The organism is Agromyces albus (genome assembly GCF_004134825.1).
GTDB classification, from domain to species: domain Bacteria; phylum Actinomycetota; class Actinomycetes; order Actinomycetales; family Microbacteriaceae; genus Agromyces; species Agromyces albus.
In genome coordinates, this window is sequence record NZ_SDPN01000013.1 from 75,244 (window position 1) to 97,296 (window position 22,053).

At 69.3% G+C, this 22,053-nt stretch carries 25 protein-coding genes; 9 read left to right on the forward strand and 16 right to left on the reverse strand.

The features are described 5' to 3' along the window. Positions 1–3: 3 nt before the first annotated feature. From ESP51_RS09090 to ESP51_RS09100, 3 genes are read right to left on the reverse strand one after another with little or no spacing between them, the layout of a single operon-like run. The gene (locus ESP51_RS09090; protein WP_129520587.1) at positions 4–738 is read right to left on the reverse strand and encodes an ABC transporter permease; all 735 of its coding nucleotides are present in this window, start codon (positions 736–738) and stop codon (positions 4–6) included. Then, positions 738–1,508, reverse strand: coding sequence for an ABC transporter ATP-binding protein (locus ESP51_RS09095; RefSeq protein WP_129520588.1), 771 nt, complete (start codon positions 1,506–1,508; stop codon positions 738–740). Before ESP51_RS09095 ends, ESP51_RS09090 begins: the two co-directional genes overlap by 1 nt. Before the next feature lie 32 nt (positions 1,509–1,540). Next, a complete protein-coding gene (locus ESP51_RS09100) occupies positions 1,541–2,167 on the reverse strand; it encodes a TetR/AcrR family transcriptional regulator (RefSeq protein WP_241843077.1) in 627 nt (208 codons plus the stop codon). 133 nt (positions 2,168–2,300) lie between these two features. Between ESP51_RS09100 and ESP51_RS09105 the strand changes: the two genes are divergently transcribed. Continuing rightward, on the forward strand, positions 2,301–2,867 hold the full coding sequence (locus ESP51_RS09105; protein WP_129520589.1) for a LemA family protein: 567 nt from the start codon (positions 2,301–2,303) through the stop codon (positions 2,865–2,867). Positions 2,868–2,876: 9 nt separating this feature from the next. After that, the gene (locus ESP51_RS09110; RefSeq protein ID WP_129520590.1) at positions 2,877–3,749 is read left to right on the forward strand and encodes a M48 family metalloprotease; all 873 of its coding nucleotides are present in this window, start codon (positions 2,877–2,879) and stop codon (positions 3,747–3,749) included. Here ESP51_RS09110 and ESP51_RS09115 read toward each other — a convergent pair. After that, positions 3,746–4,969: a winged helix-turn-helix domain-containing protein gene (locus ESP51_RS09115; protein WP_129520591.1), complete on the reverse strand. Its 1,224-nt coding sequence runs from the start codon at positions 4,967–4,969 to the stop codon at positions 3,746–3,748. The two genes, ESP51_RS09110 and ESP51_RS09115, sit on opposite strands and share 4 nt — an antisense overlap. 102 nt (positions 4,970–5,071) lie before the next feature. On the opposite strand from ESP51_RS09115, the gene ESP51_RS09120 reads away from it, so the two are divergent. Further along, the gene (locus ESP51_RS09120; RefSeq protein WP_129520592.1) at positions 5,072–6,304 is read left to right on the forward strand and encodes an AI-2E family transporter; all 1,233 of its coding nucleotides are present in this window, start codon (positions 5,072–5,074) and stop codon (positions 6,302–6,304) included. Then, positions 6,301–7,548, forward strand: coding sequence for a threonine ammonia-lyase (gene ilvA, locus ESP51_RS09125; protein ID WP_129520593.1), 1,248 nt, complete (start codon positions 6,301–6,303; stop codon positions 7,546–7,548). Before ESP51_RS09120 ends, ilvA begins: the two co-directional genes overlap by 4 nt. 98 nt (positions 7,549–7,646) lie before the next feature. On the opposite strand, the gene greA is transcribed toward ilvA, so the two are convergent. Both greA and ESP51_RS09135 read right to left on the reverse strand, forming a co-directional pair. Beyond that, a complete protein-coding gene (gene greA / locus ESP51_RS09130) occupies positions 7,647–8,138 on the reverse strand; it encodes a transcription elongation factor GreA (protein WP_129520594.1) in 492 nt (163 codons plus the stop codon). A 57-nt stretch (positions 8,139–8,195) separates the two neighbouring features. Beyond that, positions 8,196–8,603 (reverse strand): DUF4307 domain-containing protein, encoded by a 408-nt coding sequence (locus ESP51_RS09135; RefSeq protein WP_164990470.1) that lies wholly within the window; start codon positions 8,601–8,603, stop codon positions 8,196–8,198. Positions 8,604–8,716: 113 nt separating this feature from the next. On the opposite strand from ESP51_RS09135, the gene ESP51_RS09140 reads away from it, so the two are divergent. Next, positions 8,717–9,025 carry a hypothetical protein gene (locus ESP51_RS09140; RefSeq protein ID WP_129520596.1) on the forward strand — a complete coding sequence of 103 codons (309 nt, stop codon included), beginning with the start codon at positions 8,717–8,719 and terminating at the stop codon, positions 9,023–9,025. A 12-nt stretch (positions 9,026–9,037) separates the two neighbouring features. Here ESP51_RS09140 and trhA read toward each other — a convergent pair whose 3' ends face one another. Then, positions 9,038–9,838, reverse strand: coding sequence for a PAQR family membrane homeostasis protein TrhA (trhA, locus tag ESP51_RS09145; RefSeq protein WP_129520597.1), 801 nt, complete (start codon positions 9,836–9,838; stop codon positions 9,038–9,040). A 73-nt stretch (positions 9,839–9,911) separates the two neighbouring features. Between trhA and ESP51_RS09150 the strand changes: the two genes are divergently transcribed. The 3 genes from ESP51_RS09150 to ESP51_RS09160 all read left to right on the forward strand — a co-directional run bounded on the left by ESP51_RS09150 (position 9,912) and on the right by ESP51_RS09160 (position 13,489). Further along, on the forward strand, positions 9,912–10,697 hold the full coding sequence (locus ESP51_RS09150; protein WP_129520598.1) for an isoprenyl transferase: 786 nt from the start codon (positions 9,912–9,914) through the stop codon (positions 10,695–10,697). 51 nt (positions 10,698–10,748) lie between these two features. Then, entirely contained in the window at positions 10,749–11,867 is a 1,119-nt protein-coding gene (locus tag ESP51_RS09155; protein WP_241843078.1) for an aminotransferase class V-fold PLP-dependent enzyme, read from the forward strand. Between the two features lie 239 nt (positions 11,868–12,106). Next, positions 12,107–13,489, forward strand: a complete 1,383-nt coding sequence (locus tag ESP51_RS09160) for a PhoH family protein (protein WP_422386837.1) — start codon at positions 12,107–12,109, stop codon at positions 13,487–13,489. A 48-nt stretch (positions 13,490–13,537) separates the two neighbouring features. On the opposite strand, the gene ESP51_RS09165 is transcribed toward ESP51_RS09160, so the two are convergent. The 7 genes from ESP51_RS09165 to xseA form a co-directional block, all read right to left on the reverse strand. Beyond that, on the reverse strand, positions 13,538–14,053 hold the full coding sequence (locus ESP51_RS09165; protein ID WP_129520600.1) for an SRPBCC family protein: 516 nt from the start codon (positions 14,051–14,053) through the stop codon (positions 13,538–13,540). Further along, a complete protein-coding gene (locus ESP51_RS09170; RefSeq protein WP_129520601.1) occupies positions 14,050–14,391 on the reverse strand; it encodes an ArsR/SmtB family transcription factor in 342 nt (113 codons plus the stop codon). Before ESP51_RS09170 ends, ESP51_RS09165 begins: the two co-directional genes overlap by 4 nt. Positions 14,392–14,559: 168 nt before the next feature. After that, positions 14,560–15,972: a class II fumarate hydratase gene (locus tag ESP51_RS09175; protein ID WP_129520602.1), complete on the reverse strand. Its 1,413-nt coding sequence runs from the start codon at positions 15,970–15,972 to the stop codon at positions 14,560–14,562. 59 nt (positions 15,973–16,031) lie between these two features. Then, positions 16,032–16,688 (reverse strand): carbonic anhydrase, encoded by a 657-nt coding sequence (locus tag ESP51_RS09180; RefSeq protein ID WP_129520603.1) that lies wholly within the window; start codon positions 16,686–16,688, stop codon positions 16,032–16,034. A gap of 53 nt (positions 16,689–16,741) precedes the next feature. Then, on the reverse strand, positions 16,742–17,383 hold the full coding sequence (locus ESP51_RS09185; RefSeq protein ID WP_129520604.1) for a DUF4245 domain-containing protein: 642 nt from the start codon (positions 17,381–17,383) through the stop codon (positions 16,742–16,744). Beyond that, entirely contained in the window at positions 17,383–17,634 is a 252-nt protein-coding gene (locus ESP51_RS09190) for an exodeoxyribonuclease VII small subunit (RefSeq protein ID WP_129520605.1), read from the reverse strand. The genes ESP51_RS09185 and ESP51_RS09190 overlap by 1 nt, the downstream gene beginning before the upstream one ends. A gap of 1 nt (position 17,635) precedes the next feature. Then, a complete protein-coding gene (gene xseA, locus ESP51_RS09195; protein WP_129520606.1) occupies positions 17,636–18,952 on the reverse strand; it encodes an exodeoxyribonuclease VII large subunit in 1,317 nt (438 codons plus the stop codon). Positions 18,953–19,039: 87 nt separating this feature from the next. Between xseA and ESP51_RS09200 the strand changes: the two genes are divergently transcribed. Then, a complete protein-coding gene (locus ESP51_RS09200; RefSeq protein ID WP_129520615.1) occupies positions 19,040–20,080 on the forward strand; it encodes a 4-hydroxy-3-methylbut-2-enyl diphosphate reductase in 1,041 nt (346 codons plus the stop codon). A 27-nt stretch (positions 20,081–20,107) separates the two neighbouring features. Here the strand turns inward: ESP51_RS09200 and ESP51_RS09205 are convergent, their stop codons facing one another. Both ESP51_RS09205 and fbaA read right to left on the reverse strand, forming a co-directional pair. Then, positions 20,108–20,743, reverse strand: a complete 636-nt coding sequence (locus ESP51_RS09205; protein WP_129520607.1) for a DUF6264 family protein — start codon at positions 20,741–20,743, stop codon at positions 20,108–20,110. An 8-nt stretch (positions 20,744–20,751) separates the two neighbouring features. Continuing rightward, positions 20,752–21,783, reverse strand: coding sequence for a class II fructose-bisphosphate aldolase (gene fbaA, locus ESP51_RS09210; protein ID WP_129520608.1), 1,032 nt, complete (start codon positions 21,781–21,783; stop codon positions 20,752–20,754). Positions 21,784–22,053: the final 270 nt, after the last annotated feature.

A 22,053-nucleotide genomic window follows, 5' to 3' on the forward strand; every position in this document is an offset into this window, starting at 1 on the left:
GCGTCAGGGCGTGCGCCGGCGCAGCGTGACCGACCCGAGCACGATCGACCCGATGATCCACGCGCCGATCACGATGAGCTTCGCTGTGATCCACTCGGCGTCCTCCGAGTCGTCGGCCACCGCCCTGAGCGCGTCGATCGCGAAGCTGAGCGGGAGCCACTCGCTGATCGCCTCGAGCGCCTCGGGCAACTGGTCGCGGGGGATGAAGATGCCGCCGAGCAGGATCTGCGGGAAGACGAGGAGCGGCAGGAACTGCACGACCTGGAACTCCGAACGCGCGAACGCGCTCGCGAGCAGGCCGAGCGCCGTGCCGAGCAGGGCGTCGGCGATGGCGACCGCGAAGAGGAGCCAGATCGACCCTTCGATCTCGAGACCGCACACCCAGACCGCGAACGACACCGCGATCGCCGTCTGGAAGATCGCGAGCAGGCCGAACGCGAGCGCGTAGCCGAGGATGAAGTCGCCTTTGCCGAGCGGCATCGAGAACAATCGCTCGAGCGTGCCGCTCCGCCGCTCGCGCAGTGTGGAGATGCTCGTCACGAGGAACATGACGATGAACGGGAAGAGGGCGATCATCGCGGGCCCGATGTCGGCGAAGAGGTCGGTGTCGGTGAAGATCCACGCGACGAGGCCGATGAGCAGGCTCGGCACCACGAGCAGGAGCCCGATCGTGCGCGGATCGTGCCGGATCTGCGTGAGCACGCGACCGGTGGTGGCGAACGTGCGCGAGAGCGGCATCACGCCACCTCCGACCCGGTCTCGGGGTGCAGATCGGGAACGCCGCGCTCGATGAGGCGGAGGAACGCCGTCTCGACGTCGTCGGTGCCGGTGGCCTCGAGCACGCCGGGCACGGTGTCGTCGGCAAGGAGCGCGCCGTCGCGCATGAGGAGCAGCCGGTCGCAGCGTTTCGCCTCGTCCATCACGTGGCTCGAGACGAGGAGCGTCGCACCGGCCTCGGCGAGTCGGTGGAAGAGCTCCCACAGCTCGACGCGGAGCACGGGGTCGAGGCCGACGGTCGGCTCGTCGAGCACGAGCACCTCGGGGGCGCCGAGCAGGGCGGCGGCGAGCGAGACGCGGCCGCGTTGCCCGCCCGAGAGCGATCCGGCGAGCCGTCCTTCGACGGAGCCGAGGTCGGTGCGCTCGATGACGCTGTCGACGTCGGATGCCGGAGCACCGAGCACCCGGCGGAAGAACGCGAGGTTCTGGCGCACCGTGAGGTCGTCGTACACGCTCGCCTGCTGCGTCACGTAGGCGACGCGCGAGCGGAGCGCGGCCGACCCGGCTGGGAGCCCGAGCACCTCGATCGTGCCCGAGTCCACCACCTGCACGCCCACGAGCGAGCGCATGAGCGTCGTCTTGCCGCTGCCGCTCGGCCCGAGGAGGCCCACGATGCGGCCGCGCGGCACGTCGACCGACAACCCGTGCAGCACGGGAGTGCCGGCGCGACGCACGTGCAGGTCGCGCACGATGATCGCGGGACCAGCGGCGGCATCCGCATTATTCATCATGTGCTGAATTCTTCGCTTGCCCGAACCGGCTGTCAAGTGCCGGGAGGACGACCGGTCAGGTGCCACTGCACCGCCGGCCCGACGCGCGCGACGAGCTCGTCGATGCTCACCGAGGCGGCGGGCTCGAAGGCGAGCACGTAGCGCACCATGATCACTCCGACGATCTGGGATGCCGCGAGCTCGGCGCGGAGCTCGGCGTCGGCTCGGTCGTCGTCACCGAGCCGGCTCGCGATGCGGTGCATGATCTCGCGGCGCAGGAACTCGCGCAGCATCCGTGCCACCGGACCCTGGCCGATCGCCGAGCGCAACGCAGCGACCGCGGCCGGACGCACCCCGGCGGAATCCCAGGCGCTGAGCACGGCACGCACGAGTCGAGCGCCCAGCTCGTCGACCGGGCCGTCGAGCGCGTCGCGCACGAGCCGGTCGGGGCGCAGCGGCACCTCGACGACTTCGGCGACGAGCGCGGACTTGCCCTCGAAGTAGTGGTGCACGAGTGCCGGGTCGACGCCGGCGCGGCGAGCGATCGCACGCACCGAGGCGGCCTCGTAGCCGTGCTCGCCGAATTCGGCGGTCGCCGCCTCGAGGATGCGGGCCCTCGTATCGTCGCGATTGGCCCCCTTCGGGCGACCGCGACCGCGCGGTGCAGGTGCCTCGGCCACAGCCTGAGCCTACGCCCGGAGCAGGCCCTCCGCTTCCTCTGAGTCTCATGGGAAGCACAGGGGGCGAACAGGGGTGCTCGGTAGGATGATCAGACACCCGAATACGTCGCTCAGAGCGCTAGGAGTCCGTGCCATGGAATGGCTCATTCCCGTCATCATCGTCGTTGCGCTCGTGGTGATCGCCGGCATCTACCTGTGGGCCACCTACAACTCGCTCGTCACCCTCAACGTACGCGTCGACGAGGCTTGGAGCGACATCACGGTGCAGCTGAAACGGCGTGCCGACCTTATTCCCAACCTCATCGAGGCGGTCAAGGGCTATGCGGCGCATGAGAAGGCCGTGTTCGAGAACGTCACGCGAGCGCGAGCCGAGACACTCCAGGCGCAGGGCCCGGCCGAGGCCGGCGCGGCCGAGAATCACATGCAGCAGGCACTGAAGTCGATCTTCGCCGTCGCCGAGGCCTACCCCCAGTTGCAGGCGAGCCAGAACTTCCTCCAGCTCCAGGCCGAGCTGGTCGACACCGAAGACAAGATCCAGGCGTCACGCCGGTTCTACAACGGCGGCGTCCGCGAGCTCAACACGAAGATCAAGGTGTTCCCGAACACGCTGTTCGTACGCGGCCTCGGCTTCCACGAGCGCGACTTCTTCGAGGTCACGGAGCCTGCCGCCATCGCAGAGCCTCCGCGCGTCCAGTTCTAACGCACGACGATGTACCGAGCGATAGCCAAGAACAAGCGCAACACCTTCTTCATCATCCTGTTCTTCCTCGCCATCATCGGCGGGCTGGGATGGCTGGCCGCGTGGGTGTACGGCGACGTCACGATCGTCATCGTGACGCTCGTCATCGCGACGGTGTACGCCCTGTTCCAGTACTTCACCGCCGACCGGCAGGCCATCGCCATGTCGGGCGCGATCGAGCTGAAGAGCAAGGCCGACCACCCGCGGCTCTGGCGAACGGTGGAGAACCTCTCGATCACGACCGGCACGCCGATGCCGAAGGTGTACGTCATCTCCGACCCCGCGCCCAACGCATTCGCCACCGGTCGCGACCCCGAGCACGCGGTCGTCGCCGCGACCACTGGCCTGCTCGAGATCATGGACGACGCCGAGCTCGAGGGCGTCATGGCGCATGAGCTCGGCCACGTGCGCAACTACGACATCCGCCTCTCGATGGTCGTCTTCGGGCTCGTGGTGGCAGTGGGCTTCATCTCCGACATGCTCGTGCGCATGACGTTCTTCGGGCGCGGCAACAACCAGAACCCCGTCGTGCTCATCTTCGGCCTCGTCGCCATGCTCATCGCGCCGCTCGTCGCGAGCCTCGTGCAGCTCGCCGTGTCACGACAGCGCGAGTACCTGGCCGACGCCACTGGCGCGATGACGACGCGGCATCCCGACGCACTGGCGAGCGCCCTCGAGAAGCTCGGCGCTTACGGGCGGCCGATGCGCCGGCAGAACTCGTCGATGGCGCACCTCTGGATCGCCGACCCGCTGCGGCCCGGCGTCATCGACCGGCTGTTCGCGACCCACCCGCCGATCGCCGATCGCATCAAGCGGCTCGAGACCATGGGCGGCGCCTTCTAGGCGACGCCCGCCTTCGCAAAGGCGAGTTCAGAGCTCAGTTCGGGGGAGAGATCTCCGCGGCCGGTGACCGCGACCTCACCGAGCCCTTGCCATGAGGCCGCACGCAGGAGTACCGGGGCGAGCCGCGCCGCCGTCTCGGCCGGTGCGCCGGGCTCGGCCCACGCCGATTGCACGCGGAGCACTCCCGCCTGTCGGTCGCTCTTGAGATCGACGCGGCCGACGACCCGGTCGTCGATGAGCACGGGCAGCGAGTAGTAGCCGAACTTGCGGTCGGGCTCGGGCACGTAGATCTCGATGCGGTAGTGGAAGTCGAACAGCCGCTCGGTGCGGGGCCTGAACCACACGACCGGATCGAACGGCGAGAGCACCGCGGCCGCGTCGATGCGCCGGGGCCGCTTCGCGTCGCGGTGCAGCCACGTGGGCGTGGGCCGCGCCCCGGTCGTCCAGCCGGGGACCTCGACGGGCAGGAGCACGCCCGACTCCTCGAGCTCGCGGATCGCCGTGCGCACAGGCGCCCGCTTCATGCGCCAGTAGTCGGCGAGGTCGGCCTCGGTGCCGATGCCGAGAGCGGATGCCGCGAGCTCGACGAGGTGCCGCACGGCGTCGGCCTCGGCGGGCGGTTCGCCGAGGAGTTCGGGAGAGAGCGCCTGCTCGGGCAGCGCGTACACGCGCTCGAAGCGGCGGCGTTCGACGCACACGACCTCACCGGTGCGGAACATCATCTCGAGCGTGCGCTTGACGTCGGACCAGCCCCACCATGGACCGCGGCGCTCGTTGGCGTCGTGTTCGATCTCGCTCGCGCGCATCGGCCCGTTCGCCGCGAGCTCGGCACGGAGCCACTCGGCGAGCGTGCGATTCTCGGTGACCCAGCCGCCCCAGTCGCTGCCCTTCTCCCGGTATTCCGCGCGACGGAACTCGAAGAGCGGCCACAGTTCACGTGGGATGAATGCCGCCTGGTGCGCCCAGTATTCGATCATGCGGCCCCGACCGCCGGTGGTCAGCCGATCGAGCAGCGTGCGATCGTAGTCGCCGATGCGGCTGAACGCCGGGAGGTAGTGACTGCGCTCGAACACGTTCACGGAATCGATCTGGAGGAGCCCGAGGCGATCGACGACCCCGCCGACCTGGCGCAGGCCGGGCGACTCGGGCAGCGGACGCGAGAAGCCCTGCGCCGCGAGCGCGATGCGCCGGGCGAGGGCGGGACTGACGGTGTCGACCATGATGCTCGACTGTATCCGGCGCCTCCGACACGCGAGGAGCGGCTGATGCGACATCCGTCCGCTCATGCAGTTCGGTGCATGTGCCGTGCCTAGACTGGAGCAATGACGGAGTCGAAGGGGCGGGCTCGTTCGCGAGCGGGCCTCGGGCGCGAGGCGAAGCCGGGGGAGGCGCCGGTCGAGGCCGAGCCGCAACCCGCGCACCAGGTCGCCGACGGCATTCCCTACAGCATGCGGCTCGCTGCCGCGTGGTCGTGGCGACTGCTCCTCGTGGGCGGGATGCTCGCGGTCATCGTGTTCCTCATCATCCAGCTGCGGCTCATCATCATCCCGATTCTCGTGGCGGTGCTCATCGGCGCCCTGCTCGTGCCCTTCGTGGGCTTCCTGCAGCGGCACCGATGGCCGAAGTGGCTCGCCGTGACCACCGCGATGCTCACGACGCTCGCAGTCGTCGGCGGCCTGCTCTGGCTCGGTATCACGCAGATCGTGCGCGGCTCCGACGAGCTCGCCGCGCAATCCGTGATCGCGTGGAACGACTTCCGGGTCTGGCTCCTCGAGGGGCCCTTCCACATCACCGAGGAGCAACTCAACGACTTCGTCGCCCAAGTGGTGAACTCCGTGCAGGAAGACGGCAGCGTGCTGCTGACCGGTGCGCTCTCGCTGGGGTCGACCCTCGGCCACTTCATCGCGGGACTCCTGCTCGCGCTCTTCGCGACCCTGTTCATCCTCATCGACGGGCGCGGCATCTGGAACTGGGTCGTCGGCGTCTTCCCGCGACGTGCCCGCGCCGCGATCGACGGAGCAGGTCAATCGGGCTGGGCGACGCTCGGCAACTTCGTTCGCGTGCAGATCCTCGTCGCAACGATCGATGCCATCGGCATCGGCCTCGGCGCGTTCTTCCTCGGTCTTCCGCTCGCGGTGCCGATCGCGATCCTCGTCTTCCTCGGCTCGTTCGTCCCCTTCGTCGGTGCCGTCGTCACGGGCGCGTTGGCCATCTTCGTCGCGCTCGTCTACAACGGCCCCGTCATCGCGCTCGTGATGCTCGGCATCGTGCTGCTCGTGCAGCAGGTCGAGGGCCACGTGCTGCAGCCGCTCATCATGGGCACCGCCGTGAAGGTGCATCCGCTCGGTGTCGTGCTCGCGGTCGCGACCGGTTCGCTGCTCGCGGGCATTCCGGGCGCGCTCTTCGCCGTGCCGGTGGCCGCGGTGCTCAACGTGATGATCCTCTACATCGCCGGCGGCTCCTGGAAAGACCAGTCAGGGCCACCGGCGATCGCCGCCCGCTCGCCGCTCTGGCGGACCGTGCCACAACGACCCGGATATGCGCGAGGAGAATGAACGAGTTGACCACGACCATTCCGGGGCCGAGCCTCGCCGAGTTCGAGCATGCGCGCGAGGTCGTGGGGCGCGTCGCCCGGCAGACCCCGATGGAGTCCTCACGATTCCTCGGCGACGAGCTCGGCGTGCCCGTCTACCTCAAGTGCGAGAACCTCCAGCGAACGGGCTCCTACAAGCTCCGCGGCGCCTACCATCGCATCTCGGCGCTCACCCAGGCCGAGCGCGAGCGCGGTGTCGTGGCAGCCTCCGCCGGCAACCACGCCCAAGGCGTGGCGTTCGCGGCGCGTGAGCTCGGCATCCGCGCGACGATCTTCATGCCGGTGGGCGTGGCCCTGCCGAAGCTCGACGCGACGCGCCACTACGGCGCCGAGGTCGTGTTGCGCGGCGACTCGGTGGGCGAGGCGCTCGAGGCCGCGGCCGCCTATGCCGCCGAGACCGGCGCGGTGCTCATCCCGCCGTTCGACCATCCCGACATCATCGCCGGACAGGGCACCCTCGGCCTCGAGATCCTCGAGCAGGCGCCCGACGCCACAACGATCGTCGTGCCGGTCGGCGGCGGCGGGCTCGTGGCGGGCATCGCGAGCGCGGTGAAGCAGCAGGCCGCCCGTGAGGGCCGCGTCATCCGCGTCATCGGCGTGCAGGCCGAGAACGCCGCTCCCTACGTCGCCTCGCTCGCGGCCGGTTCGCCGCAGCAGGTGCCCATCGTGCCGACGATCGCCGACGGCATCGCGGTATACCGCCCCGGCGAATTGAACTTCGAGATCATCCGGGAGGCGGTCGACGAGGTCGTCACCGTCTCCGAAGACGACATCGCCCGCGCCTTGCTCGTGCTCCTCGAGCGCGCGAAGCTCGTCGTCGAACCGGCCGGCGCGGTCTCGGTCGCGGCGCTCATGACGGGTGCGGTGAAATCCGACGGTCCCGTCGTCGCGCTCCTCTCCGGCGGCAACATCGACCCGCTGCTCATGCAGCGCGTCATCGCGCACGGACTGTCGGCCTCCGATCGCTACCTCTCGCTGCGTGTCGGGCTGCCCGACCGTCCAGGCCAGCTCGCGCGCGTCGCCGAGTTGCTCGCCGAGGCGAACGCCAACGTCATCGAAGTGCTGCATACGCGTCACGGGTCGGGACTGCAGATCTCCGAAGTCGAACTGAAGCTCTCGGTCGAGACCCGGGGTCCGGTGCACCGCGAGGTCGTCGTCGAGACCCTCCGGCGGGCCGGGTACGACCCGAAGGTCGACGTCGACTGAGGCGCTGAGCGGTCGTCTCGGGCGCTGACGATCAACACCCGCACTGCACGACGACGGCCCCTCCGCGAAGCGAAGGGGCCGTCGGTCGAACGTCTCGGTTACTGACCGCCCCAGGTCTCGACACCGGTGACCTCGACAGCGATCTCGCGGCCGTTCGGCGCGGTGTAGCTCGTCTTCTCGCCGACCTTCAGGCCGAGGATCGCGGCGCCCAGCGGGCTCTGCTCGCTGTAGACGTCGAGTTCGGAGTCGCCGGCGATCTCACGGCTGCCGATGAGGAACGTCGACTCGTCGCCGGCGATGACCGCGGAGATCACGGTGCCGGGCTGGACGACGCCGTTGGAGGTGGGCGCTTCGCCGACCTGCGCGGAGCGCAGCAGCGACGTCAGCTGGCGAATGCGCGCCTCTTGCTTGCCCTGCTCGTCTTTCGCAGCGTGGTATCCGCCGTTCTCCTTGAGGTCGCCCTCTTCACGGGCGGATTCGATGCGCTTCGCGATCTCCTCGCGCCCATTGGTGGAGAGCTGCTCGAGCTCGGCCGCGAGCCGGTCGTAAGCCTCCTGGGTGAGCCAGGTGACGGTGGCTTCGTGCGCCATGGTGCACTCCCGAAATAGACGTGACGCCCCGACGACTGTCAGGGCGAACAACCAATCTTAGGTGAGCCAACACCGGTAAATCAAACCAGTGTTCGCTTCCTGCGCCGTGCGGACCTGCTCGGTGAACGTGCGGAGGTGCCGATCTGACGCGGGCAGTTCGACGACCTTCCAGCCGACGACGGTGAAGTCCTCGTTGAGCGCTTGCACGATGCAGGCGGTCTCGTTGCCGGGCGGCACAGACAAGGTCCAGCTCACCTCGACCGCGCGCTGCTCGGTGAGAAGGCGGTGCCCGGTGTCGGTTGCCTGGACGGCCGGCCGTTGGCCGTCGAGCCCTGCCCACACAACCCACGCGACGAGCACGATCGCGAAGACGACCGCAGCCCCGATCAGGAGCAGGCGATCGCGAGTGCGCGTGCCGGGTGTGCGCCCGTAGCGCGCAGCGAGCACCTCGGTCTGCTCGGCCACGGCTCGGCCCCTTCCCGCCTCGATCGTCTAGGCTTGAATCCAGCCTAACCCGCCCCCGGTGAAGGGAATCCGATGCTCGTCGTGCCCGCTTGTTCCATCGCCGGAGCACGCTCGTGATCGCACGCCTCACCGGCGCGATCGCGATCGCCGCAGAGGAGGAGTTCGACCCCGACACCGTGACGCCGGGCGTCTGGGGCTTCGTCGTGACGTTCGCACTGATGGTCGTCGTGGTGCTCCTGATCCTCGACATGGTGCGGCGCATCCGGCGCACGAACTACCGCGCCGAGGTGCGCGAGCGGCTCGAGGTCGAGCGCCTCGAGGCCGAGGTGCTCGGCGATCAAGGCGTGGCGCCGGATGTCCCGAGCCCGTCGCCGAACGCCGACGACGACGAGAGCGGCCCCGGCGCGGCATCCGCTCGCTGAACGCGGCCCGGCTCAGCCCGTGTGATACGTGGGGTCGACGGCGATGAGCAGCGTCGCCGTCCAATGGCACATGAACGCGAGCACCGTGCACGCGTGGAAGATCTCGTGGAAGCCGAATACTCCCGGCCACGGGTTCGGCTTCTTCAGCGCGTAGACGATCGCGCCCGCCGTGTAGAGCAGTCCGCCGACGATGACGAGCACCATCATGAGGGCGTTCACCGCGAAGAGGTCGCCGAGGTACATCACCGCGGCCCAGCCGAGCAGCAGGTAGAGCAGCACGTAGAGCCAGCGCGGAGCCTGGATCCAGAACACCCGGAAGCCGATGCCGACGAGGGCGCCGGCCCACACCACGCCGAGCAGCAGCCAGCCCTTGCTCGGTGGCAGCGCAAGGATCGCGAGGGGTGTGTAGGTGCCGGCGATGAGCAGGAAGATGTTGGCGTGGTCGATGCGCTTGAGGAGCAGCTTCGTCTTCGGGTTCCAGTCGAAGCGGTGGTAGAGCGCCGAGTTGCCGAAGAGCAGCATCGACGTGAGCACGAACACGAGCGACGCCAGCTTCGCCGGCGCGCCCTGCGCGAGCACGAGGAGCACGATGCCCGCGAGGATCGTGATCGGGAACGTGACGGCGTGGATCCAGCCGCGCCAGGTGGGCTTCACATCGGCGCGCGAGATGCCGTCGTCGAGCACCGGGATGTTCGGCAGGTCGGAGCCGTGCTGATCGCGGGAGACCGCGGCATCCGCCGGGTCGTCCGCCGCGGCCGGGCGGGAGAGCTGCTGCGCGAGATCGTCGTGTTCGCGGCGGCGCTTCGAGGTCATCCAGCCAGCGTAGAGCTTCGACGATCAGGCATCGCTGTGAGTGCCGGATGCTGCGGAGCGGTAGCGTGGGTCCGTGCACACGAGCGATCACTCCATCGGTCGCGGCCTGCTCTACCGCCTCTACCAGAACCGGTTGCGGCGAGGACTCGATACGAGCTCCGTTCCGCGCCACATCGCGATGATCATCGACGGCAACCGTCGCTGGGCGAAGCAGCTCGGCTACGACTCGGCCGCCCACGGCCACCGCGCGGGCGCCGCGAAGATGCGCGAGTTCCTCGAGTGGTGCGACGACCTCGGCATCACCACGGTCACGCTCTACCTGCTCTCGAGCGACAACCTCGGCAACCGGCCCTCGAGCGAGCTCGCCGACCTCATCGAGATCATCGCCGAGCTCGCCGAGGAGCTCTCGCACTATCGCGACTGGCGCGTCCAGCATGTCGGGTCGGATGCCGGGCTGCCCGAGCCGCTCGTCGCCGCCCTCGATGCCGCTGAGCATCGCACCGCCGACAAGCGCGGCCTGCACGTGAACCTCGCCGTCGGCTACGGCGGCCGCAAGGAGATCACCGATGCGATGCGCTCGATCGTCGCGGCACACCATGCCGAGGGACGCAGCCTCGAAGACCTCGCCGAGCGACTCACCCCCGACCTCATCGGCGAGCATCTCTACACGGGCGGCCAGCCCGACCCCGATCTCGTGATCCGCACGTCGGGGGAGCAGCGCCTCAGCGATTTCATGCTCTGGCAGGCGGCGCACAGCGAGTTCTACTTCGTCGAGGCGCTCGGCCCCGACCTGCGAAAAGTCGACTTCCTGAGGGCACTTCGCGACTATGCGAAGCGGCATCGTCGATTCGGCGGGTGATCGGGCCGTTCGTTCTGTCACAATATGCCTCGGAGAAGGGGGCACACCCACGTGACCATCGACGAATTCAACGCCGGATTCACCGACGAGCCGGGATACCTCGACTACGCTCGCGTCGGCCCGCTCTCGACGTCTGCCGCCGAGGAGGCGCTCGCCTTCACGCAAGTGCTGCAGCGAGCGCGGCACGGCAGCCTCGACGCCTTCGCCGAGCAGGATGCGCGGCTTCGCGCGGCGGCATCCGCCGTGACGGGGTTCCCTGCCGACGCGATCGTCTTCCAGCCCAACACGACGCAAGGCATCATGCACGCCATGTTCGGCCTCACGGGCGGTGTGCTGTTGTCGGCCGACGAGTTCCCGAGCCTGCCGATCGCGGCGGTGCGCGCCATGGAGGCGCTGCACACCGTGCAGCCCACGTGGCTTGAGACCGATCACGGCAAGGTCACGCCGGGGCAGATCCGAGCGCAGCTCGAGTCGAACGTCGCCGCCGTCGCGGTGAGCCTCGTCGATGCGCGCACCGGGTACCTCAGCGACATCGAGGGAATCCGGCAGGTGATCGGCGATCGGCTGCTGATCGTCGATGCCATCCAGGGCTTCGGCGTGGTCGACGCGCCGTGGGAGGCCGCCGACGTTGTGCTGAGCGGCGGGCAGAAGTGGTGCCGCGCGGGCTGGGGCACCGGGATCATGGCGCTGTCGTCGCGCGCACTCGAGCGGCTCACGCCGGTGTTCTCGGGGTTCTCGGGCACCGAGGAGGCCGAACCCTGGGGCGAGGTTCCGCCGCCGGCATCCGACGCCCGGGCGTTCCGCGTCTCGAACCCCGACCCGATCGGCGAGGCGCGACTCGCCGCGTCGCTCGAGGAGATCGCCCGTGTCGGGGTGCCGGCGATCAATGCCGCCGTCGCCGAACGCGCGAGCCGCGTCATCGACCTGGCCGACGAGTTCGCCATCGCGGTCGTCTCGTCGCGCGACGAACAGGAGCGTGCCGGTCTGGTCGTGCTCGAGCCGCCCGCCGAGCAGGTGACGCTGCTCACCGCCTCGCTGCACAACCACGGGGTCACCGCCACGACGCGGCAGGGGCGGGTGCGACTGAGCGTGCACTCGGGCACGTCGGGCGAGACGCTCGAGATGCTGCGTGCGGCGTTCGTGTCGTACAGCTCGGCGGCGAGGTACTGAGCGCGTCGCGTCGGCGACAGGGCGCGCGTTCGGCGTGCAGCTCGCGACATTCGCGTCCGCATGTGAACGACGCGTGACACCCGCATGACATTCTGCGTGTCGATGGCGCGGATTCGGCAACGCCGAAGTACGGTCGGAGACATCAGGCAAGGTGCCTGATCGAGTCGGCTCGTGAACCGCTCGTAGGAGGATCGCCGGCCGGCCGAGAGCCGAGCGGAACGCTCGGGGCAGGAGCGGTCGTGGCTTCAGTTGAAACCTCCAAGTCCGTCGGTCGAACCGCGGGTGGCGCCAAGGCGCAATCCGGCGAGGCGACGCCTGTGCACGATGCGCAAGCGGTGCGGACGTACGTGCTCGACACTTCGGTGCTCCTCTCGGACCCGAAGGCGCTGTTCCGATTCGCCGAGCATGCCGTGGTGCTGCCCGTCGTGGTGATCACGGAACTCGAGTCGAAGCGCAACCATCCTGAGATCGGGTACTTCGCACGGCAGTCGCTGCGAATCCTCGACGAACTGCGAATCGAACACGAGCGCCTCGACTTCCCGATCCCGGTGGGTGAGGGCGGATCGCTGCGGGTCGAGCTCAACCACTCGAATCCGTCGGTGCTGCCGAGCGGGCTCCAGCTCGGCGACAACGACTCGCGCATCCTCGCGTGCGCGATGAACCTCGCGAACGACGGCGTCGCCGTGACCGTGGTCTCGAAAGACCTGCCGTTGCGCGTCAAGGCGGCATCGATCGGCCTCGACGCCCAGGAGTACCGCGCCGAGCTCGCGATCGACTCAGGCTGGAGCGGCATGGCCGAGCTCTCGCTCGGATCGAACGACATGGCCAAGCTCTACGAGCACGAGGTGATGACGACCGCGGCCGTCGCAGACCTGCCCGTGAACACGGGCGTCGTGATCCACTCGGAGCGAGGGTCTGCACTCGGCCGCGTCGTCGGCGAGCACGAGGTGAAGCTCGTGCGCGGCGATCGCGACGTCTTCGGCGTGCACGGCCGATCGGCCGAGCAGCGGCTCGCGATCGACCTGCTCCTCGACCCCGAGATCGGCATCCTCTCGCTCGGTGGGCGCGCAGGCACCGGAAAGTCGGCGCTCGCCCTGTGTGCGGGCCTCGAGATGGTGCTCGAGCGCCAGCAGCACAAGAAGATCATGGTGTTCCGCCCGCTCTACGCCGTGGGCGGCCAGGAGCTCGGCTACCTGCCCGGCGACCAGGGCGAGAAGATGAACCCCTGGGGGCAAGCGGTGTTCGACACCCTCGGCTCGGTGGTCTCCGACAACGTGCTCGAGGAGGTCATCGATCGCGGCATCCTCGAGGTGCTGCCGCTCACCCACATCCGCGGCCGCTCGTTGCACGACGCGTTCGTGATCGTCGACGAGGCGCAATCGCTCGAACGCAACGTGCTGCTCACCGTGCTCTCCCGCATCGGGCAGAACTCGCGGGTCGTGCTCACGCACGATGTCGCCCAGCGCGACAACCTCCGGGTCGGACGCCATGACGGCGTCGCGAGCGTGATCGAGACGCTGAAGGGGCATCCGCTCTTCGCCCACATCACCCTCACCCGCTCGGAGCGCTCAGCGATCGCCGCGCTCGTCTCGGAGATGCTCGACGGCGCCGAGCTGAACTAGCGCGAGCGCCGAGCGCTCGGGCGGCCGCCAAGGCGAACGCCCGAGCGCTCACGCGCGTGCGAGGTGCGGGGCGAGGCGGTCGATCGTCGCGTTCATGCCCGGCTCGACCCCCAGCGCGTACCACTCACGCACGCGGGCGTCGGGCACGCTCTCGGCGAACCCGAAGTGCAGCCGCAGGCGGGTCGTGTCGCCGATCGCTTCGAGTTCGATCGTCACGATCGGCACGCGGTCGAGACCGTCGGGGTCCTCTGGATCGATCGGGGGCCAGCCACCGACTGCGCCCCACGAGAAGACGAGGCGCGAAGGCTCGACGATCTCGCGGTAGACGCCGCCGGTGACGTATGAGCGGGCCTCGTCGTTCTGCTCGACGAGGAACACGCGCCAGGCGCCGCCGATCCGGAGGTCGACGGTCGACGGATGCTCCGCCGACGGAGCCACCCCGGCGAACCAGTGCAGCTGTGCGGGGTCGGTCCAGGCGCGGAAGACCAGCTCACGCGGGGCATCGAGGTGCCGCACGATGCTGAATCTGCGTCTCGTGCCGGTCGGGCGCTCCGTGTCGGTCATGACTCCTCCTTCTCGGCCGAACGGCCCATGATGATGTTCAGATGCGTGTCGAGGGCGTCGAGGCGGCCTTCGAAGAACTTCCGGTACGTCGACATCCACTCGTCGATCTCTTCGAGCGGTTTCGTCTCGAGTCGGCACGGACGCCATTGGGCGTCGCGCCCCTTGGTCACGAGCCCGGCCCGCTCGAGCACCTTCAGGTGCCGCGAGATCGCAGGAAGGCTCATGTCGTGGGGAGCTGCGAGTTCGCCGACCGTCGCCTCGCCCGCCGCGAGTCGCGCGAGCATCGCGCGTCGCGTCGGGTCAGCAAGGGCCGCGAAGATGGTGCTCAACTCGTCCACGGTGTAGTTGCATCCTTTGTTAATTAACGAACGCGTTAATTACAGCAGAGTCGACGAAGAGCCGCAAGGCGAACGCGTCACTTCCCGACGCGGATGGCGCGATTGGACCACGTGGAGGTCGGGAAGTGACGCGTTCGAAGAGTGCGGGCGTGTTGGAGACTGAGCGCGTCAGGCTTGTGGTGGGCGCGTCATCGAGAGCAGGTCGAGGGCCTTGTCGAGCTGCTCTTCGGAGAGCTCGCCGCGCTCGACGTAGCCGAGGTCGATGACGGCCTCGCGTACGGTGATGCCCTGCGCCACCGAGTGCTTCGCGATCTTCGCTGCGGCCTCGTAGCCGATGAGCTTGTTGAGCGGTGTGACGATCGAGGGCGACATGCCGGCGAGGGCGCTCGTGCGCTCGATGTTGGCCTCGAGCCCGTCGATCGTCTTGTCGGCGAGCGCGCGAACGGAGTTCGAGAGGAGGCGGATCGACTCGAGCAACGCCGTGCCCATGACGGGGATCTGCACGTTGAGTTCGAAGGATCCGGATGCCCCGGCCCACGCGATCGTCGCGTCGTTGCCGATGACCCGCGACGCGACCATGAGCACGGCCTCGGGGATGACGGGGTTGACCTTGCCCGGCATGATCGAGGATCCGGGTTGCAGGTCGGGGATGTTCAGCTCGCCGAGGCCGGTGTTCGGACCCGAGCCCATCCACCGGATGTCGTTGGCGATCTTCGTGAGGCTCACGGCGATCGTGCGGAGTGCGCCCGAGGCGTCGACGAGCCCGTCGCGGTTGGCTTGCGCCTCGAAGTGGTCGACCGCTTCGGTGATCGGCAGCTCGGTCTCCTGCTGGAGGAGCTCGATGACCAGCTGCGGGAAACCGGCCGGGGTGTTGATGCCCGTGCCGACGGCGGTGCCGCCGAGCGGCACCTCGGCGACGCGGGGGAGCGCCGAGCGCACCCGCTCGATGCCGAGGCGCATCTGGCGCGCGTAGCCGCCGAACTCCTGGCCGAGGGTGACCGGGGTGGCGTCCATGAGGTGCGTGCGGCCGGCCTTCACGACGCCCGACCACGCGTCGGCTTTGGCCTCGAGCGAGACGGCGAGGTGGTCGAGCGACGGGATGAGATCGTCGATGAGCGCCGCGGTGACGGCGATGTGCACCGAGGTCGGGAACACGTCGTTCGAGGACTGCGAGGCGTTGACGTGATCGTTCGGATGCACTGGCGCGCCGAGCTTCTCGGTCGCGATCGTCGCGAGCACCTCGTTCATGTTCATGTTCGAGGAGGTGCCGGAGCCCGTTTGGTAGACGTCGACCGGGAAGTGCTCGACGGCATCGTGGCGACCCTCGATGACCTCGTCGGCCGCCTCTTCGATGGCCCTCGCGATGTCGGCGTCGAGCACGCCGAGCCGGGCGTTCGCCTGCGCCGCGGCCTTCTTGATGCGGGCGAGCGCCTGGAGCTGCTGGATCTCGAGACCGGAGCCCGAGATCGGGAAGTTCTCGACGGCACGTTGCGTCTGCGCACGGTACAGCGCCGATGCGGGCACCCGCACCTCGCCCATCGTGTCGTGTTCGATCCGATAGTCGGCGGGGTTGTCCACCACGGTGTGATCCCTTTCGGTTGCGTGCCGGGCCCTCCCGGCGGGAGCCGCGAATGCGGCGGTCAGATGCGTCCGACGACGATGTCAGTCTCGGCGCGCCCTTCGAGCAAGCGGTAGTTCGCGCCGACGATAGCCAGCGTACCGGCTGCGATCGCGTCGCTGATCATCTCGGAGCTCTCGAGCAGCTCGGCGACCGTGTCGCGCAGATGCTCCCGTCCGACGAAGCCCGCGTCGACGTGGTCGCGCTCGATCGGCAGGGCGGGGTCGCCGCCCGCAACTCGCCGCACAGCCGGCACGATGCGCGACACGATCGAGTTGATGTGGGCCGGCAGCGGCGCTGCATCGGGTGTCTGGGACTCGATCGCCGCGAGCACGGCGCCGCACTCGTCGTGACCGAGCACGAGGATGAGGGGCACGCCGAGCACGCCCACCGCGTATTCGAGCGAGCCGAGCACCGAGTCGGAGATGACCTGGCCCGCGTTGCGCACGACGAAGGCGTCGCCGAGGCCGACGTCGAAGATGATCTCGGCCGAGAGCCGGGAATCGCTGCAGCCGAAGATCGCGACGAGCGGCCGCTGCCGCGCCGCGAGTGCGGTGCGGTGGTCGACGTCTTGCCGCGGATGCTGCGGCTCGCCGGCGACGAATCGCTCGTTGCCTCGCCGCAGCTCACGCCAGGTGGCAGCCGGCGTGTCGGGACGTTCGGTCGACTGGTCGCTCACGGGGTCCTCTCAGTGCTGTGCGTCGTCGGTGTGGTCGGTGCTGTGCTCGATGATCAACGCTGTGCTTCGACGGTGGGCGTGAGTGCAGCGGCGATCGTCTCGAACTCATCGGTCGTGGCCGTGCCGATCAGCACGAAGGTGTTGCCGCCCGCCTCGGTCACGAGGCCGTAGCGGGCGTTGCCCACGTCGTCGTTCGATTCGCGGTTGTCGTACACGGTCCAGTCGATGCCGTCGATCGTGGTGGTTCCGGTCGCGAGCGTTCTTTCGAGCAGGCCGGCGACCCACGTGGGATTCGCCTCGAGGCCCTGGTACATGCCGACGTACTCGTCGCTCGGCGTGAGGTATCCGGCGTACCACGCGGTGACGCCGTCAGCCTCGCTCTTGCGCAGCTCGGCCGCGTTCGCGCGCCACCCCTCGGGAAGATCGGGCACCGCGAGAGGGTCGGAGCTCGCAATCTGCGCCTGCTCGGCGACCGCCGCGACGTCGATGTCGGGCTCGATGGGAGTGTCGCTGCGCGGCACGAGCAGCACGAGGACGAGCATCACGATGAGGCTCGCACCGAGGGCGAGCACGAGGTTCTTGAGGGTCTGGCGCTGGCGGTGCAGGCGGGAGTTCTCGGCCAGGCGGGCCGCGGTCTCTTCGGGCGTCTCGGGCCGGCCGAGTTCGGCGACGACCCGCGGCGGTCGCGTGGCCATCAGCGTTCGCCGGCGTGGTCGGACGCCGCGCGGGCCGCGCTGCCCGCACGCGCCGCGTCGAGTCGCGCCTTCGCTCCGATGAGCCACTCCTCGCAGCGCGCGGCGAGCGCCTCGCCGCGTTCCCACAGCGCGAGCGACTGCTCGAGGGTCGCCGAGCCCTGCTCGAGTTCGCCGACGACGCGCACGAGCTCGTCGCGGGCCTGTTCGTAGCTCAGCTCGGCGACATCGGGCGTGGAGGACATGGCATCCATTCTATTCGGGGCCACCGGCACGCTTCGCCGCGGAGTCGGCCGCAGAGCCGGCGGCGGAGCCAGCCGCAGGGCTGGCCGCAGAGTCGGCCGCCGGTGCCCGGTGATCGGGCACTTCGCCGCGAGAGACGGCGGCGATCGCGCCCTCGGCGAGGGTGACGACGAGTTGCGTGCCGTCGGGCGCTGCCGACGGGTCTCGCACCACGTGTCCGTCGGCGCCCTGCACGATCGCGTAGCCGCGATCGAGCGTGGCTTGCGGCGAGAGGGATCGCAGTCGCGTTCGCAACTCGGCCGTGCTCGACGTGGCTCGTTCGAGCGTGCGATCGATGAGCTCGGCGCCGCGCGCGACCCACCTCGTGAGGTCTTCGGCGCGGCGGTCGACGATCCACGAGGTGTCGGCGAGCGCCGGACGCGAGCGGAGGTGGCCGATGCGGTCGATCTCCCGGCCGAGGATGGCCGTGAGCCGCATGCTGAGCCGCGCTCGCGCCTGCTCGATGCGCACGAGCTCCTCGCTGATGTCGGGCACCACGCGCTTGGCGGCATCCGTGGGCGTCGATGCCCTGAGATCGGCCACCTCGTCGAGCAGCGGCCGGTCGGCCTCGTGCCCGATGGCCGAGACGATGGGGGTGGATGCCGCCGCAGCAGCACGCACGAGGCGTTCATCGCTGAAGCCCAGCAGGTTCTGGAAGTCGCCGCCGCCGCGAGCGATGATGATGACGTGCACGTCGGGATCGGCGTCGAGCCGCTTGATCGCGGCGATGACCTCGGGCACCGTGCGGTCGCCCTGCACCGCCGCATGTACAACCCGGAAGTCGACGGCGGGCCAGCGGAGCCTGGCGTTGCGCAGCACATCGTGCTCGGCGTCGCTGTCTTTGCCGGTGATGAGGCCAACGACGCCGGGCAGGAACGGCAGTCGCCGCTTGCGTGAGGCGTCGAACAGCCCTTCGGCGGCGAGTGCGGTGCGCAGCCGCTCGAGTCGCTCGAGCAGGTCGCCGAGGCCCACGTGCTTGAGCTCGAAGACCTGCATCGAGAGCGAGCCGCCCTTGACCCACCAGTTCGGCTTCACGAGGGCGATCACCCGGTCGCCCGCCTTGAACTGCTCGGTGAAGCGGGCTCGCACCGACGACCAGACCTGGAACGACAGGGTCGCGTCGGCGTCGAGGTCTTTCAGCTTGCCGTAGACGTTGCCGGCCGAGACGCCCCATTGCGTGATCTCGCCCTCGACCCAGACCGTGCCGAGTCGGTCGATGTATTGCTTGAGCTTGCCCGAGAGCAGAGCGACCGGCCACGGCGCGTCACGTGTCGCCGGTGCATCCGTCATCTGGCCTCCCAGCCTTTGGGTCCATCTGAGCCGCGTAGGATGGGCATCGTGACGAGCTTGACGGATGCCCCGCGAATCGGCCTCGGCATGCCCAGAGTCCCGGGCGTGCGCGGCCGGCTCAAGGATATCCCGGTCCCCGGACACAAGCGCGTGCTGCTCGCAGCGCCCCGCGGCTACTGCGCCGGCGTCGACCGCGCGGTGATCGCCGTCGAGAAGGCCCTCGAGCACTACGGCGCGCCGGTCTACGTGCGCAAGCAGATCGTGCACAACATCCACGTCGTCACCGAGCTCGAGCAGCAGGGAGCCATCTTCGTCGACGAGGTCGACGAGGTTCCCGAGGGCGCGCACATCGTCTTCAGCGCGCACGGCGTCTCGCCGGCAGTCGTGAACGCGGCCGCCGATCGCGGCCTGCACGCGATCGACGCGACCTGCCCGCTCGTCACGAAGGTGCACCGCGAGGCTGTTCGCTTCGCCCGCGACGACTTCGAGATCCTGCTCATCGGCCATGAAGGGCACGAGGAGGTCGAGGGCACCGCCGGTGAAGCTCCCGATCACGTCACCCTCGTCGGCAGCCCCGACGAGGTGGCGAACATCGAGGTTCGCGACCCCGACAAGGTCGTGTGGCTCTCGCAGACCACGCTCTCGGTCGACGAGACGATGGAGACCGTGCGGCGCTTGCGCGAGCGGTTCCCGAACCTCCAAGACCCGCCGTCCGACGACATCTGCTACGCCACCCAGAACCGCCAGGTCGCGATCAAGAAGGTCGCGCAGAACGCCGACCTCGTGATCGTCGTGGGCTCGGCCAACAGCTCCAACAGTGTTCGGCTCGTCGAAGTGGCGCTCGAGTACGGCGCCAAGGCCGCCTACCGCGTCGACTACGCGAGCGAGGTCAGGCAGGAATGGCTCGACGGCGTCGAGACGGTCGGCGTGACGAGCGGGGCATCCGTGCCCGAAGAGCTCGTGCAGGAGCTGCTCGCCGCGCTCGCCGACGCCGGCTACGGCGAGGTCGCCGAGGTCAAGACGGCCGAGGAAGACCTGATCTTCTCGCTCCCGAAGGAGCTGCGCAACGACCTCGCCGGCAACCGCGACGCGCGGGCGCTCGGCGGCCGGGCGCGCAGCGACCAGTAGCCGACCACAACGGTCAGCCGTTCGCACTCACGGTGCGGACGTCGGCGAGCCCACCGAACGCAGGAACTCGTAGAGCGCCGGATCGCTGGCGAACACGATCAGGCCGACGATCGTGACCACGATGAATGCCACGACACCCGCGAGGAGCGGGATCCACCACGACACGGCGCCTGCCCGCATTCGCGCACGCGACCACACGAGCGCGCCCGCCAACAGCAGGAGCTGCGCCGCCACGCCGATCGCAATGGCCGCAGGCACAGCCGGCCCGGGCGTGAACGCGGGCGGGACCGCGTCGGAGCCGAACATCGCCGCGGCCATCCGGGCGGACTCGACCGCGGTCGACGGCAGGACGATCATCGAGAAGGAGTTGTAGGCGGCCCCGAACACGCCGACGACCAGCAGCATGATCGTGATCACCCGGTCGACGGGGCGAGCGGGGCGAGCGGATGCCGCGACGGGCGGCGGCAGAGGCGTGGCCATCTGCGGCGCCGGGTCGGACGTGCGCTGATCGGCGGGAGGCTGCCAGCTCCAGCCCTCGGGGGCGTATTCGCCGTACTGCGGACGAGGGCGCTCGTCGCGCGAAGGCGCCGGGGAGGCGTCGCCGCGCGCGGCACCGCGACCGTCCGACTCATCGGACGGCCGGGCGGCACCGTGCTGCGACATCCGGGGCCCTACGCGCTGATCGACTGGCCGGCGGAGCCGAGCTGGCGCGTGGACTCGCCGACGCGGGCGGCCATCGCCGACTCGGCGACCTTGCCCCACGCGCGCGGGTCGTACTGCTTCTTGTTGCCGACGCCGCCGTCGACCTTCAGCACGCCGTCGTAGTTCGAGAACATGTAGCCGGCGATCGAGCGCGTGAACGCGTACTGCGTGTCGGTGTCGATGTTCATCTTCACGACGCCGTTCGCGACCGCCTCGGCGATCTCGGCGTCGGTGGAGCCGGAGCCACCGTGGAAGACGAGGTCGAGGGGCTTCGGGCCGTTGCCGTACTTGCTCGTGAGGCCGTCTTGGATCTCCTTGAGGAGCGAGGGGCGCAGCTTGACGTTGCCGGGCGCGTAGACGCCGTGCACGTTGCCGAAGGTGAGGGCGGCCATGTAGCGGCCCTGCTCGCCGAAGCCGAGCGCCTCGACCGTCGAGATCGCGTCGTCGAGGGTCGTGTAGAGCGCCTCGTTGGAGCCCTCGTGCTGGACGCCGTCTTCCTCGCCGCCGACGACGCCGATCTCGACCTCGAGGATGGCGTTGATCGCCTTCATGCGGGGCAGGATCTGCTTGGCGATCTCGAGGTTCTCGGTGAGCGGCACGGCCGAGCCGTCCCACATGTGCGACTGGAAGATCGGGTTGCGGCCGGCCTTGACCTCTTCTTCGGAGGCGGCGATGAGCGGGAACACGAAGTCGTCGAGTGCGGGCTTCGGGCAGTGGTCGGTGTGGAGCGCCACGGTGATCGAGTAGTTCTTCGCGACCTCGTGGGCAAAGCGGGCGAACGCGAGCGCGCCGGCTGCGCGGGCCTTCACGGTGTGGCCGGCGAAGTAGTCGGCACCGCCGGTCGTGACCTGGATGATGCCGTCGGATCCGGACTCGGCGAGGCCCTGCAGCACCGCGTTGAGGGTCTGCGAGGAGGAGACGTTGAATGCCGGGAAGGCGAAACCCTTCGCCTTGGCGGTGTCGAGCATCTCGGCGTACTGCTCGGGGGTTGCGATGGGCATGGTGCTCCTTCAAGGCGACGGTGGGTTCGCCACGAGTCTAACGACTTGCCGCTGGGGAGTTACCGGGCGGTGCCAAGCGGTGACCGCTGTGCCGCTTGCCAGCCGGCTGCGCCAAGATTGCGGGATGCGAATCGGACCCGACGAGAGCCCAGCGGCGACGGATGCCGCGGCGCCGGCCGTTCCCGAATACGTGCGCGCCGCGCTCCTGCGCGCCGTCGAAGCGGCGGCGGGCGCCGCGAGGCCGCTCGTCGGGCACCGGGACCCGCACGC

What these genes read in the sequence shown, in the direction of transcription:
- ESP51_RS09090 (WP_129520587.1), bottom strand. Translation starts at nt 738, where the DNA reads ATGCCGCTCTCGCGCACGTTCGCCACCACCGGTCGCGTGCTCACGCAG.
- ESP51_RS09095 (WP_129520588.1), bottom strand. Translation starts at nt 1,508, where the DNA reads ATGATGAATAATGCGGATGCCGCCGCTGGTCCCGCGATCATCGTGCGC.
- ESP51_RS09105 (WP_129520589.1), top strand. Translation starts at nt 2,301, where the DNA reads ATGGAATGGCTCATTCCCGTCATCATCGTCGTTGCGCTCGTGGTGATC.
- ESP51_RS09110 (WP_129520590.1), top strand. Translation starts at nt 2,877, where the DNA reads ATGTACCGAGCGATAGCCAAGAACAAGCGCAACACCTTCTTCATCATC.
- ESP51_RS09115 (WP_129520591.1), bottom strand. Translation starts at nt 4,969, where the DNA reads ATGGTCGACACCGTCAGTCCCGCCCTCGCCCGGCGCATCGCGCTCGCG.
- ESP51_RS09120 (WP_129520592.1), top strand. Translation starts at nt 5,072, where the DNA reads ATGACGGAGTCGAAGGGGCGGGCTCGTTCGCGAGCGGGCCTCGGGCGC.
- ilvA (WP_129520593.1), top strand. Translation starts at nt 6,301, where the DNA reads ATGAACGAGTTGACCACGACCATTCCGGGGCCGAGCCTCGCCGAGTTC.
- greA (WP_129520594.1), bottom strand. Translation starts at nt 8,138, where the DNA reads ATGGCGCACGAAGCCACCGTCACCTGGCTCACCCAGGAGGCTTACGAC.
- trhA (WP_129520597.1), bottom strand. Translation starts at nt 9,838, where the DNA reads ATGACCTCGAAGCGCCGCCGCGAACACGACGATCTCGCGCAGCAGCTC.
- ESP51_RS09165 (WP_129520600.1), bottom strand. Translation starts at nt 14,053, where the DNA reads ATGACCGACACGGAGCGCCCGACCGGCACGAGACGCAGATTCAGCATC.
- ESP51_RS09185 (WP_129520604.1), bottom strand. Translation starts at nt 17,383, where the DNA reads ATGGCCACGCGACCGCCGCGGGTCGTCGCCGAACTCGGCCGGCCCGAG.
- ESP51_RS09190 (WP_129520605.1), bottom strand. Translation starts at nt 17,634, where the DNA reads ATGGATGCCATGTCCTCCACGCCCGATGTCGCCGAGCTGAGCTACGAA.
- xseA (WP_129520606.1), bottom strand. Translation starts at nt 18,952, where the DNA reads ATGACGGATGCACCGGCGACACGTGACGCGCCGTGGCCGGTCGCTCTG.
- ESP51_RS09200 (WP_129520615.1), top strand. Translation starts at nt 19,040, where the DNA reads ATGCCCAGAGTCCCGGGCGTGCGCGGCCGGCTCAAGGATATCCCGGTC.
- ESP51_RS09205 (WP_129520607.1), bottom strand. Translation starts at nt 20,743, where the DNA reads ATGTCGCAGCACGGTGCCGCCCGGCCGTCCGATGAGTCGGACGGTCGC.
- fbaA (WP_129520608.1), bottom strand. Translation starts at nt 21,783, where the DNA reads ATGCCCATCGCAACCCCCGAGCAGTACGCCGAGATGCTCGACACCGCC.